The sequence below is a fragment of the Kribbella sp. NPDC031520 genome, assembly GCF_055580825.1.
This window is the reverse complement of record NZ_JBVIKS010000005.1, coordinates 71,613-83,637: the sequence shown is the minus strand read 5'-3', so window position 1 is coordinate 83,637 and position 12,025 is coordinate 71,613. Positions and strand designations below refer to the sequence as shown.

At 68.7% G+C, this 12,025-nt stretch carries 13 protein-coding genes; 7 read left to right on the top strand and 6 right to left on the bottom strand.

The window, feature by feature from the left end; all coding sequences use genetic code 11:
- Positions 1–4: 4 nt before the first annotated feature.
- Positions 5–1,492, bottom strand: a complete 1,488-nt coding sequence (gene arfA, locus ACZ5BU_RS25630) for an arabinosylfuranosidase ArfA (protein ID WP_465702844.1) — start codon at positions 1,490–1,492, stop codon at positions 5–7.
- Positions 1,493–1,612: 120 nt separating this feature from the next.
- Here arfA and ACZ5BU_RS25625 point away from each other — a divergent pair, with 120 nt between their 5' ends.
- On the top strand, positions 1,613–2,611 hold the full coding sequence (locus ACZ5BU_RS25625) for a LacI family DNA-binding transcriptional regulator (RefSeq protein WP_465702842.1): 999 nt from the start codon (positions 1,613–1,615) through the stop codon (positions 2,609–2,611).
- On the opposite strand, the gene ACZ5BU_RS25620 is transcribed toward ACZ5BU_RS25625, so the two are convergent.
- Entirely contained in the window at positions 2,608–3,741 is a 1,134-nt protein-coding gene (locus ACZ5BU_RS25620; protein ID WP_465702840.1) for an FAD-dependent oxidoreductase, read from the bottom strand. The genes ACZ5BU_RS25625 and ACZ5BU_RS25620 overlap by 4 nt on opposite strands.
- A gap of 87 nt (positions 3,742–3,828) precedes the next feature.
- Between ACZ5BU_RS25620 and ACZ5BU_RS25615 the strand changes: the two genes are divergently transcribed.
- Positions 3,829–4,389 (top strand): TetR/AcrR family transcriptional regulator, encoded by a 561-nt coding sequence (locus ACZ5BU_RS25615; RefSeq protein ID WP_465702838.1) that lies wholly within the window; start codon positions 3,829–3,831, stop codon positions 4,387–4,389.
- Here ACZ5BU_RS25615 and ACZ5BU_RS25610 read toward each other — a convergent pair.
- The 3 genes from ACZ5BU_RS25610 to ACZ5BU_RS25600 form a co-directional block, all read right to left on the bottom strand.
- Positions 4,356–5,138: a sugar phosphate isomerase/epimerase family protein gene (locus ACZ5BU_RS25610; RefSeq protein ID WP_465702836.1), complete on the bottom strand. Its 783-nt coding sequence runs from the start codon at positions 5,136–5,138 to the stop codon at positions 4,356–4,358. The two genes, ACZ5BU_RS25615 and ACZ5BU_RS25610, sit on opposite strands and share 34 nt — an antisense overlap.
- A gap of 12 nt (positions 5,139–5,150) precedes the next feature.
- Positions 5,151–7,193, bottom strand: a complete 2,043-nt coding sequence (locus ACZ5BU_RS25605) for a DUF4328 domain-containing protein (RefSeq protein ID WP_465702834.1) — start codon at positions 7,191–7,193, stop codon at positions 5,151–5,153.
- Positions 7,194–7,422: 229 nt separating this feature from the next.
- Positions 7,423–8,139: a DUF4328 domain-containing protein gene (locus tag ACZ5BU_RS25600; RefSeq protein WP_465702832.1), complete on the bottom strand. Its 717-nt coding sequence runs from the start codon at positions 8,137–8,139 to the stop codon at positions 7,423–7,425.
- A 109-nt stretch (positions 8,140–8,248) separates the two neighbouring features.
- On the opposite strand from ACZ5BU_RS25600, the gene ACZ5BU_RS25595 reads away from it, so the two are divergent.
- Both ACZ5BU_RS25595 and ACZ5BU_RS25590 read left to right on the top strand, forming a co-directional pair.
- A complete protein-coding gene (locus ACZ5BU_RS25595; protein ID WP_465702830.1) occupies positions 8,249–8,722 on the top strand; it encodes a methylated-DNA--[protein]-cysteine S-methyltransferase in 474 nt (157 codons plus the stop codon).
- A gap of 148 nt (positions 8,723–8,870) precedes the next feature.
- Complete coding sequence (locus tag ACZ5BU_RS25590) at positions 8,871–9,185, top strand: hypothetical protein (RefSeq protein WP_465702828.1); 315 nt, start codon at positions 8,871–8,873, stop codon at positions 9,183–9,185.
- 84 nt (positions 9,186–9,269) lie between these two features.
- Here the strand turns inward: ACZ5BU_RS25590 and ACZ5BU_RS25585 are convergent, their stop codons facing one another.
- Positions 9,270–10,097, bottom strand: a complete 828-nt coding sequence (locus tag ACZ5BU_RS25585) for a hypothetical protein (protein WP_465702826.1) — start codon at positions 10,095–10,097, stop codon at positions 9,270–9,272.
- A gap of 308 nt (positions 10,098–10,405) precedes the next feature.
- Between ACZ5BU_RS25585 and ACZ5BU_RS25580 the strand changes: the two genes are divergently transcribed.
- From ACZ5BU_RS25580 to ACZ5BU_RS25570, 3 genes are all read left to right on the top strand, one after another.
- Complete coding sequence (locus ACZ5BU_RS25580; protein WP_465702824.1) at positions 10,406–10,948, top strand: peptidylprolyl isomerase; 543 nt, start codon at positions 10,406–10,408, stop codon at positions 10,946–10,948.
- A gap of 61 nt (positions 10,949–11,009) precedes the next feature.
- Positions 11,010–11,756, top strand: a complete 747-nt coding sequence (locus ACZ5BU_RS25575) for a rhomboid family intramembrane serine protease (protein ID WP_465702822.1) — start codon at positions 11,010–11,012, stop codon at positions 11,754–11,756.
- A 107-nt stretch (positions 11,757–11,863) separates the two neighbouring features.
- On the top strand, positions 11,864–12,025 hold the full coding sequence (locus tag ACZ5BU_RS25570) for a hypothetical protein (protein WP_465702820.1): 162 nt from the start codon (positions 11,864–11,866) through the stop codon (positions 12,023–12,025).

The window sequence follows — 12,025 nt, the reverse complement described above, 5'->3', positions numbered from 1 at the left end:
CGAATCAACTGCTGAGTTGAATCACGTGCCACGATGCGGGCGGCAGGGTGGCACGGCAGACACCGTCGACAACTTCGGTGGTGTCGACAGCCCGGGGTTTGACCCGGTCCGGATCGCCCGCCGTGTTCACGGCGGTGCGATCCTCGTCGTACAGCGCGAGGTGCCGGACAACCTGCCCAGGCACCGGAATTTCCAGGTCGACCTTGTCGGTCTCGCTCCGGTTCACGACGAAGATCGCCGTCTCCCCGGTGCGCTCGTCGTACGTCGCTGTGCTCCACAGCGCCGGGATCCGCCCGAAGGCGGCGGTGTCGATGTCCGGTCCACCGGTGATCGCGGTCTGCAACACAGTGGGGCCGGCGTACTGCGCGGTCAGCGCGAACGGGTAGAAGATCGTCTGCCGCCAGGCGCGGCCGCGCGGCTCGGTACGGATCGGGCCGATCACGTTGACCAGTTGCGCAAGGCAAGCAATCTTCACCCGGTCGGCGTGCCGGAGCAGGGTGATCAGCAGGCTGCCGACGACCACCGCGTCGTCGACCGTGTACGTGTCCTCGATCAGCGGCCCGGCCTCCCGGATCTCGAGGCCGAGTTCGCCGGGGAACTCCTGCTGGCGCCACACGTTCCACTCGTCGAACGAGAGCGTCAACTCCTTGTCGCTGCGCCGCAGCGCCTTGACGTGGTCGGCGGTCGCGATCACCGACGAGATCATCCGGTCCATCTCCTCGGCGCATCCGAGGAAGCTGGCCTGGTCGCCGTCCTTCGGTTCGTAGTACGCGTGCAGGCTGATGTGGTCGACCAGGTCGTAGCAGCGCTCCAGGACCACGCGTTCCCATTCGCCGAACGTCGGCATCCCGGCGTTGCTCGATCCGCAGACGACCAGCTCGAGGCCGGGATCGACCCGGCGCATCGCGTTCGCGGTCTCCTCGGCGAGCCGCGCGTACTCGTCCGCGGTCTTGTGGCCGATCTGCCAGGGGCCGTCCATTTCGTTGCCCAGGCACCAGATCCGGAGGTCGTGCGGCTCCGGGCTGCCGTTCGCGACCCGGCGGTCGGACCAGGCGGTGCCGGCCGGCAGGTTGCAGTACTCGAGCAGGTTGACCGCGTCGCGGATGCCGCGCGTCCCGAGGTTCACGGCCCAGATCGGTTGTACGCCGGCCTTCCGCGACCAGGCGACGAACTCGTCGGTGCCGAACTGGTTCGACTCGATCGACCGCCAGGCCAGGTCGAGCCGGCGCGGCCGCTCGTCCTTCGGCCCGACGCCGTCCTCCCAGTCGTAGTTCGAGACGAAGTTGCCGCCCGGATACCGCACCGCGGTGACGCCGAGCTCGCGGACCAGCTCGAGCACGTCCTCCCGGAAGCCGTCGGCGTCGGCGCGCGGATGCCCGGGTTCGTAGATGCCGGTGTACACGCAGCGGCCCATGTGCTCGACGAACGAGCCGAACAGCCGCCGGTCCAACGTACCGACCACGAACGCAGGGTCGACCACGAGCCGCGCCACAGGGCCTCCCCACTACGGTTTACAACGTTTAACGTGGATGTCTACAACGATTGACAATCGGTGTAAAGGGCTCGGCGATGGCACACTCGGGCTCTCACGAAAGTGACAGGAGGCGGTTCGATGGCGACCAGGCTCAGCGACGTGGCCGCGCGGGCCGGCGTGTCGGTGAAGACCGTCTCGAACGTGATCAACGACTACCCGCACATCACCGCGCGGACCCGGGCCAAGGTCGAGGCCGCGATCGCCGCGCTGGACTACAAGCCGAACGTCAGCGCCCGTTCTCTCCGCAAGGGCCGCTCGGACTTCATCGCACTGGCCATCCCGGAGATGGGTTCGCCGTACTTCGCCGAACTCGGCGCCGCGATCAGCCGGGCCGCCAAGTGCCGCGGGATCACCGTGCTGATCGACCAGACCGAGGGCGAGGCCGCCGCCGAACGGTTCGTGCTGGACGGCATGCGCGGGCAACTGATCGACGGCATCATCTTCTCTCCGCTGGCCACCGCACCGGCAAAACTGACCTCGGTGTCGATCGGCAAACCCCTGGTGCTGCTCGGCGAACGCCCGGCCGGCGGGCAGTTCGATCGCGTCGCCGTCGACTCGGTGCAGGCGTCGTACGACGCGACCTCGCACCTGATCTCCCTCGGCCGGAAGCGGATCGCGGCGATCGGTGTCGGCGGGACGAGTACGGGAGCGGTTCGGCGGAAGGGGTACCGGAAGGCGTTGAAGCACGCCGGGCTGGCGCACGATCCCGCTCTCGAGCTGGCAGGCACCGGCTACCACCGCCCGGACGGCGCCGCCTCGATGCGCGAACTCCTGGCGTTGCCGAAGCCGCCGGACGCGGTGTTCTGTTTCAACGATCTGCTCGCGCTGGGCGCATTGCGGACTCTGGCCGACGCCGGGCTGCGGGTGCCGGAGGACATCGCGGTCGTCGGCTTCGACGACATCGAGGACGGCCGATACCACTCGCCGTCGCTGACCTCGATCTCGCCGGACAAGGAGTGGCTGGCCGACAACGCGGTGGCGCTGCTCCTCGACCGGATCACCGGCGACGACAGCTCCACCCACCGCGACCTGACGGTCCCGTACACGCTGGAGATCCGCGAGTCGTCCGGCGGTTAGCGCTCGGGGAAGCCGGCGAGTTGCTTGGCCAGGCCGGTTTGGGTCTTGGCCACGCGGCCGACGAGGCGGAGTACGGCGTTGCGTACCGGGCGTACCGCGGGCGGGACGTTCGCGAGGCGGGTCAGGCGGTGGGCCAGGCCGATCACGCGGACCGCTTCCGCACGGCTGTTCGTGGCGTAGGTGTCGAGGCCTGACTCGTCGCCCGTCAGCGCCTGGTCGAGCGCGTCAGCCAGCGTGACCGCATCGCGCAGGCCCAGGTTCATGCCCTGACCGCCGGCTGGGCTGTGCGTGTGGGCGGCGTCGCCGGCGAGCAGCACGCGACCGGCCCGGTACTTGTCCGCGACCCGCTCGTGGATCCGGAACCGCGAGCCCCACACCACCTCGGTGACGACCGGGCGCGACGTACGCGGGCCGCGGTCGGCCAGCAACTCCTGCGCGAACGCGACGTCCGGGTGCTCCGGCGCGTCCTCGACCTCCGCGACCAGGCGGAAGGATCCGTCCGGCAGCGGCGCGACCACCAGCATCCCGGCGGACGCGAAGTACAGCCCGACCTCGTCGGTGGGCAGCCCGCCGCCGACGCGGACGTCGACCAGGCTCAGCGACAGCTCCAGGGTGTTACCGGGCATCCGTAGGCCGGCCAGCTCGCGGATCGTGCTGTGCATGCCGTCGGCAGCCACGACGTACTGCGCGTTGATCACGTCACCGCTGTCCAGCGTGACGGTTGCGCCGTCCGTAGTCTGGGTCAGGCCGGTCGCGGCGTACGGACGCAGTACCGAACCGCCGAGCTCGTGCAGGCGGTCAAGCAGGACCTGCTCGGTGACCGGCTGCGGGATCATCGTGACGAACGGGTACGCGGATGGCAGGTCCGCGAAGCTGACCGGGATCAGCTGCTGGTCACCGGCCCGGATCGCGAAGTCCTGCAGCTCCAGGCCGAGCTCGACGAGCCGCTTGGTCACTCCCAGCTCGTCCAGCACCTCCAGCGTCCGCGGGTGGATCACACAGGCCCGCGAAGTGTTCGTGCCCTCGGCCTGCCGGTCGACCACGACCACGTCGTGCCCGTGCAACCGCAGCCCGACCGCCACGGCCAGTCCGACCGGACCCGCACCTACCACCACAACCTCGGTGTCCATTGCTCGCTCCTTTATCAACGCTTGTTGACTTTTACGATAGGACCGTCAGTAGCAAAAGTCAACAAGTGTTGGCATATGCTGTGCGGTATGGCGGAGAAGAAGTCCGACCGGACCCGGGCGGCGATCCTCGCGGCGGCGCGCGAGCGGTTCGGCGCGGACGGGTACGAACGCGCGACGATCCGGGCGATCGCGGCGGACGCGGCGATCGACCCGGCGATGGTGATGCGGTACTACGGCAGCAAGGAGAAGCTGTTCGCGGCAGCGGCCGAGTTCGACGTACGGCTACCCGACCTGTCCGAGGTACCGCCGGAACGGGCCGGCGAGGTGCTCGTCCGGCACCTGGTTGAGCGGTGGGAGGAGGACGACACGTTGCGGGTCCTGCTCCGGACAGCGGTCACGAACGAGGCCGCGGCCGCGCGGATGCGGCAGGTCTTCGTCGGGCAGCTCACGCCGACGTTCGAGCGCGCCGCGATCGACCAGCCGGCCGTACGGGCCGGACTGATCGCGACCCAGGCGCTCGGCTTCGCGCTCTGCCGGTACATCCTCGAGCTCGAGCCGGTGGTCGAGCTGACGACCGACGAAGCGGTCGCCTGGCTCGGACCAACCGTGACGCGCTACCTGACCGACCCGTCACCCAGCCAGGCGTGAACCGCGGGCAGTGTCTCAGCCAGTGACGGCAGCTGCGGGTGCCACTTCAGCTCCCACTCCAGTGAGAGCGGGTAGTCGGTACCGTCGAGGACGGTCAGCAGCTCGTGGATCGGGAAGTCGCCCTCGTCGATCGCGACCGGACGGTAGTCCTGCTTCGAGTCGGCCTGCTTGAACTGGACGAGCGCCAGCCACGGCCGGAGCAGCGCGTACGACTCCGCGAGGGTCTCGCCGTGCGACCAGGTGTGTGAGCTGTCCCAGAGCGCCTTGACCTGATGGCCGGGCACGTCGGTGTCGAGCAGCCCGAGGAACGCGGCGACCTGGCGGGCGGTCGAGTGCGAGTCGTGCGTCTCGAGCAGGATCGGTACGTCGCGGGGCGCGGACGTCAGGCGGTCCAGCGCCCGGATCTCGCCCGCGCTCGGGCCGTCCGGCGTACCGGTGCCGGCGTCGTCGCCCGGGAACACCCGGACACCGAGCGCACCAAGATCGGCGGCCAGTTCGAGGTGCGGCTCGAGCGACTGCTCCTCGACCGCGCACAGCCGGACGTAGCTGCTGACCGCGAAGATCTCCAGCCCGGCGTCCTCGATCCGGGTCCGCAGTTCGCGGCGCTGCGCCGGCGACAGGTCGGTGTTGGTGAACTCGTCCGGCGCCGCCCGCAGCTCCAGACCGGTGAACTTGTTGCCCTGGGCAAGTGCCAGGACGTCGTCGAGTGGTGCTCCGGGACAACCGAGGGTGGCGAAACCTAAACGCATATCGCTATCTGATCAGACCCAGCGGCCACGGCGCGGCCGGGTGCGGGGGCCGGTCGGCTGCTCGGGCTCGGTCGGCTGCTGCTGCTGCTGCTCGTACGGGTACTGGGCCTGCTGGTACTCGGTCTGCTCCGGCTGGTACTGCGACGAACCGTACGACTCGGTCGCGTAGTTCGGGCTGTAGCTCTCGTAGGTCTCGGTGCTGCTGTACTCGGAGCTGCTGTAGCTGTCGTACTGGTTCGAGCTGTAGTCCGAGTCGTACGACGAGGCGTAGTCCGACATGTACGACGACGAGCTGTAGTCCGGGTAGTCGTTGTTCGACGAGTACGTCGGCTCCGGGCCGTACGACGGCACCGGCGGGAGCGGCTTCGACGGGGTCAGGAAGTCGTCCTGGGTGTCGTGGACCGGCGCCGGCGCGGGCTCGTAGTACCCCGAAGAGGCCGACACGTGCGACGACGGCTGCGTGTGTTCGGACTGACCGTAGACGTCGTGGTCCGAGTACGCAGTGTGCGCGGTGTATGCGGTGTGCGTGGCGTGGTCCGTCGAGGGCACGGCCGGCTGGATCGCCGACGGGCTGTCGACCGCGACCCGAGCGGCCCGGCGACCCGCGCGCGCAACCGGGGCGGGCTCAGACTCGGGTGCGGTCTGCGCCTCCGCGGGGGAGGACGTCGAGGTGTAGTCCGACTCGTACGAGTACGGCTCGGAGTACCGGGCGGCCCAGTGCTGCTCCTGCGCGGGCTGCTGGACCGGCTGCTGGGGCTCCGGGTGGTACGCGTACGGGTCGGGCTGGACGACGGTCATCGGAGCAACCTCGTCACGCCAGCTGCTCGCGGAACCGAGGGTGTCCTGGGTGATCCGGTTGCGGTACTCCTCCCAGGTCGGCTCGGGAGCGGAGTACGTCGTCTCCTCGACCGGCTGCTCGTCCTGCCAGGACTGGACCGGGCTGAACTGCTCGGTCGCCGGTCCGGCGTCGTCCTGCCAGCTCTCCGCGACCGGCGCGAACGGGCTCCACTTCGGCTGCTCCGGCAGCTGCGGATCACCGGCGAACGCGGCCGGAGCGGCGGCGCCGTCACCCGGGAAGCCCTGCGGCTGCGGCGGCTGCGGCGCGAACGGACTCGCGACCGGAGCCTGCGGGGCCGGGGCCGGGGCCGGGGCGAACGGGTTGGGGTTGGCCGGCTGCACCTGCGGCGCGCCCGCCATCTGCAACTGCGGCTGTGGGTCGCGGACCAGGCCGAGCGACGGCGCGATCGGTTCCGAGATGGCCGGCTGCTCGTCGGTGTCGTCGTTCGCGTACGACGGGACCTGGGTCACCTCGTACGTCGGGACGGCGCTCAGCTTCGGGCCCTGGTCCCACCACGGCACCCACTTGCGGGTGGTCTGCATGTGGTTGATCTTGCGGATGATCATCGTCGCGGCCACGGCGGACACTGCGGTCAGCACGAGCGAAGCCGTACCGGCGAGAGCGATGCCGCGGAGCGAGCCGACCGTCGCCTCCATCCACATCAGGAACCGGCGGACCACCACGTCGAACGCGAGAGCGCCGATCCAGGCCACCCACCACACGGACGTGAGCGGAGGAGTCCTGAACCGGCGCAGGTCATCGGCGTAGACGGGGGTCTTCGGATCGCTGGCGATCCAGACGTCGTCGACGATCTGTTTCGGGTACCAGAGGTTGGGTCCGGGGACGAACCAGCTGGCCAGGACCCAGCCGTGGCTGCGGCGGTGGTCGGCCTGCGAGAAGACCTCGGAGTTCACCCGGACCCGCCACAACCAGACCACGAAGACGACCGCGGCGGCGACCGAGACGATCACGTTCGGGACGGCGGTCACCTTGGCGATCGCGTCCGCGCGGTTCAGGTCGGCGTCGTCGACGTTCGGCATCCCGCCCAGATAGCGGTGCACCACGGAATACGTGTTCCAGTCCGACCAGGTGGACAACAGATGCGTCACGGTGGACGCACCCAGCAGTCCGATGGCGATCTTCCCGACCGTCCCGACCTGCTGGAACTCCTCAGCCGCGTGCGGCTGCCAATCTTCCTGATCCTCGACAGCAGTCATCAATGCCTGCGGGTGGCTCACGTCTCGCGTCCCTCGCCTTGCTGGAACTCCGTCATCTGTCCGGCGCTTCTGCCTGGCCCTGCCCCCGCTTGACCGAGCCACATTGATACCACGAAGTAGGTACGCCAGGGCAGTCGGCCCCAGCACAGAGGGTGTCGACTTAACGTGTTCTTTTCGTACGCCCATCACCATTGGTAACGACGCATTGAGCGGGGCGTGACGGTTTGGTTTACCGCGCAGGTGGTTGGAATCCGTTCTGGGGTGTCCCGGCCGCCCACCAAGGCACCCAGGGCCGCGCGCTCTGGAGTTCGTCGATCCGCTGGATCAGGATCACCGCGAACACGGCCGCGCCGGTGGTGAACAGCGCCGAGACGGAGGACAGTATGACGTTCGTCCGCAGATCTCCCAGCTGCGACGCGCCGGCAAGCACGCCTCTTTGAACGATGTTTCCGGTGACCAGTCCGGACACCCAGCTCAGCCACCACGCCCACACCAGCCGGGTACCGGGAACGGTCTTCAGTTGCGGCGTCAGCGGATCGGTCCGCTGGTCGCTGGCCGCGACGATGTCGTCGACGATCTGCTTCGGGTACCAGAGGTTCACCACCGGGACGAGCCAGCAGCCGAGCACCCAGCCACGGCTGTACCGGTGCTCGCCGCGGCAGAACATCTCCGCGTTCCACCGGACCCGCCAGAGCCAGACGATGAACACCACCGCGGCCGCGAACAGCGCCAGCGCGGCGACGATCCCGAGCGAGCCGGAGATCAGGTTCGCCTCGGACAGTTTGTCCGCGTCCTCGCCGTACGTCCGCCGGGTCCGGTACAGGTTCCAGTCCGACCACGCGGTCGACCACGTGGTGACGGTGACCAGCCCGATCAGGACCGAGGCACCGACGCCCATCGCCCGCTCGGAACTGAACCACCTGTCCAGCGGCACCTGGCTCGGCATGGATCAGACATAGCACAACAGGGCGTGACCGGGCGAGAACATCACGTTGCGACCCCTCCGTGCCGCATTCTCGCCAGAAAGTGTCGGTGGTCGCGGGGAGGATGGTCGTATGCACTGGACCGTGGTCGACTCGCCGATCGGGGACCTCACGCTCGCGGTCGACGAGACCGGGCTCTGCCGGCTGCACTTCGGCGCGACCGACCGCCCGCTGGACACCGACCCGCTGCTGACCGAGGCCGCCGAGCAACTGAAGGCGTACTTCGCCGGCGAGTTGCAGGAGTTCACCCTGCCGCTCTCGGTCCGCGGCGGCTCCGACTTCGAGCGCGCGGTCTGGCAACAGCTCACCCGGATCCCGTACGGCGAGATGCAGACGTACGGCGAGGTCGCGAAGATCGTCGGCGACGCCGGAGCGGCCCGCGCCGTCGGCACCGCCTGCAACCGGAACCCCATCGCGATCGTCGTGCCCTGCCACCGGGTCGTCGGTGCCGGCGGGAAGATGGTCGGCTTCGGCGGCGGCATCCCGACCAAGCGGCATCTGCTCGAGCTCGAGGCCCGGATCACCCTCGAGACGATGTGGAACTAACGAAGATCTGACACCCGGGTGGGCCTGCTCAGCGCGCGACTGACATCCCAGGGGCATTAACGTTTGAAGCGAGTGATTCAGTGCTATTCGCAGACCCACCCCACCACCCGATCTAGGCGTCCTCCCACCTGCCTTGGAAGACATATAAATGAACAAAGCCCGCACCAACGACCAGCAGCACCCCGATCTCAGTGCTCTGATGGACAAGAGCGCCGAGGAATGGTCGGCCCCGGAGATCCAGGACGCTGCCCGCGCGGCGCTCCAGATGCACGCCCCGGACCGGGAACCGCTGACCTGGACCAAGCGCTTCAAGGTCGTCCCCTGGCTGCACCGCAACGACGCGGTCTGCCTGAGCTGCGGCGGTTCCTACCCGTGCATCACGCACCGGTACGCGACCCAGCTGCTGTCCGCCGGCCGCTACCAACTGACGAAGGCCGACGACCCGGAGCCGCAGGTCAACTGAACGTCGTACGCGCAAGACGACGTCCGGACAGACGAAGGTCCCGGACCCCACCTGGGGTCCGGGACCTTCGCCGTTGCGGTGGTCTCAGGAGTCGCTCGGGCGGCTCTCGCCCGTCGACTTCCTGGTGGTGGTCTTCTTGGTGGCGCCGTTGGACGCGGCCTTCACCTCGTCCTTGGCTTCATCCTTGGCCTCGTCCGCCTTGGCTGCCGGCTTGGCTTCCGGCTTGGCCTCGGCCTTCGGGGCGTCCGTCTTCGGCTCCTCCGGCTTGGCGTCCGACTTCCCGTTGGACGACGTACCGCTCGCCGCGGCGCTGTCGGCCGGGCGGGAGGTCGTACCGGCCGGGGCCGAGCTGTAGTCGCGGCCGCTGGTCGGGGTCGACTGCCAGGCCGGCTCCGGCGGCGTCAGCAGCTTCTTCACCGCTGCCGCGGCCAGGGCGCCGAGGCCCAGGAACAGCGCCAGGTTGCGGAGCTTGTGGCTCTTCTTCGTCGGTGCGTCGATCTCGCCCTTCAGCGCGGCCTTGGTGGCCTTGCCGCGGCGGGCGGTCTCCTCGACGACCGGTTCGGCGGCGGCTGCCAGAGTGGCCAGTGCTGCGGTCACCTTCGGCAGGACGTCGTCGTTCAGCCGCTCACGGGCCCTCTCGGCGGCGTGCTCGGTGGCCGGGCCGACCTTCGCGAGCGCGTCGTCGAGCACCGGACCGGCCTTCTCCACTGCCTGGTGGGCCAGATGCGCGCCCCGCTCGACCGCCTTCTCGGCGTACGGCGACATCTTCTCCCGTGCGCTGCCGACGGCCGGCCCGAGGTGATCGCGGACCTGACCGACGGCCGGCCCGAGCTTCTCCGACGCCGACTCGGCAAGCGGCCGGACGCGGTCCTTGGCGGCCTCGACCCGGTCCTTGGACTTCCTCAAACCCACGGTTCCCTCCTAGGTGCCACCCGCACCCGCGGACAGCTCTCCCGCCCATCGGCGACATGGGCTCACTCTGGACAAATCCGGCAACATCTGCATCGTACGACGTAACAAGCCGATAACCCTGTGCCCCACCCCACTCTCTGTACACCTACGCGCCGATCCGGGGGTTCTTGAAGCCCTTCCCTTCCCCGCCCGGAGCGCAGCGGAGGGCGGGTGCTGTTTCTCCTCTCCGCCCGTCGATGCAGGTCTTCTTGAAGCGACATGACAGGATCGAGGGGTAAGCAGTTGTAACCCGACTAGGAGTGACTCCCGTGGCCGAAGAGCTGTACGCGACCCTGCAGACGAACAAGGGCGACGTCGTCATCAGGTTGTTCCCGAACCACGCGCCGAAGACGGTGAGCAACTTCGTCGGCCTGGCCGAGGGCACCAAGGAGTGGACCGACCCGGAGACCGGCCAGCAGGTGACCAAGCCGTTCTACGACGGCCTCGGCTTCCACCGGGTGATCGACGGCTTCATGATCCAGGGCGGCTGCCCGCTCGGCACCGGAACCGGCACCCCCGGGTACCAGTTCGACGACGAGATCCACCCGGAGCTCCAGTTCGACCGTCCGTACCTGCTCGCGATGGCGAACGCCGGCATCCAGTACGGCCGCGGTACCAACGGCTCGCAGTTCTTCGTCACCGTCGTCCCGACGCCGCACCTGAACCGCAAGCACACGATCTTCGGTGAGGTCGCCGACGACGAGTCGAAGAAGGTCGTGGATGCGATCGCGACCGCGAAGACCGCCCCGGGCGACCGTCCGATCGACCCGATCGTGATCAACAAGGTCGTCGTCGAGCGCAAGAACGCCTGACAGCTTCATCGCGGGGCCGGCACACTCCCGGCCCCGCGCTACCGGAGAGGGACGCACCCGCGTGACCGAGACCGTCTGCTACCGGCACCCGGATCGGCCCGCCGGGGTGCGCTGCCAGCGCTGCGACCGGCCGATCTGCCCGCCCTGCATGAACAGCGCCGCCGTCGGCTTCCAGTGCCCGGAATGCTTCAATCAGGGCGTCCGCTCGGTGCCGCGCACTCGCACGTCCCTCGGCGGCATCCAGCGCGCCGGCAGCCAGCAGGTCGTCACCTATACGATCCTGGCGCTGAACGTACTGGTCTTCCTGGCCGCCCGCTTCGGCAACCCGCAGATCCTCAGCGACCTGGTGATGGTCCCGGCCCTGGCCGGCAGCGAACCGTGGCGCCTGCTGACGTCGGCGTTCACCCACGTGCAGATCTTCCACATCTTCTCGAACCTGTTCATGCTGTGGCAGCTCGGTCCGCCGCTGGAGCAGATGCTCGGCCGCCTGCGCTTCACGATCCTTTACATCCTGTCAGCTTTAGGCGGCAGCGTCGCGGTCTGGATCCTGTCGGCCCCCGGCGGCGCCACGCTGGGCGCATCTGGCGCCGTACTGGGCCTGGTCGGCGCCCTGCTGGTCATCAGCCGAGCCCGCGGCCTCGACGTCACCTGGATCATCATGTACGTCGGCGTGACCGCATTCCTCTCCTTCGCCATCCCCAACGTCTCCTGGGAAGGCCACCTCGGCGGCTTCGTGGTCGGCGCCGCGGTCGCGTGGATCTACCTGCAACTCTCCAATCGCAAACGGCGCGACAAACAAGCGGCCTAGGCCACAAGTTCTGCTCAGTTGGATAAAACCTGGTGACAACGCGGCGTGGGTGCTCGTCTAATCAGGTGACGTCCCGACGGGGGACCAGCTTTGGTAAGGACATCCAGATGAGCCCACGCGCAGTGGACAAACGGGCCCGGCCCGGCAACGAGCACCAGATCGTACGGCCGACGGCGCCGGAGACCCCGAGCGCAGTCACCGCCCTCAAGGCCGCCGACCACGCCACCAACCGGATCTCCCAGGAGAAGCACTCGGCCAAGGCCTCCTGA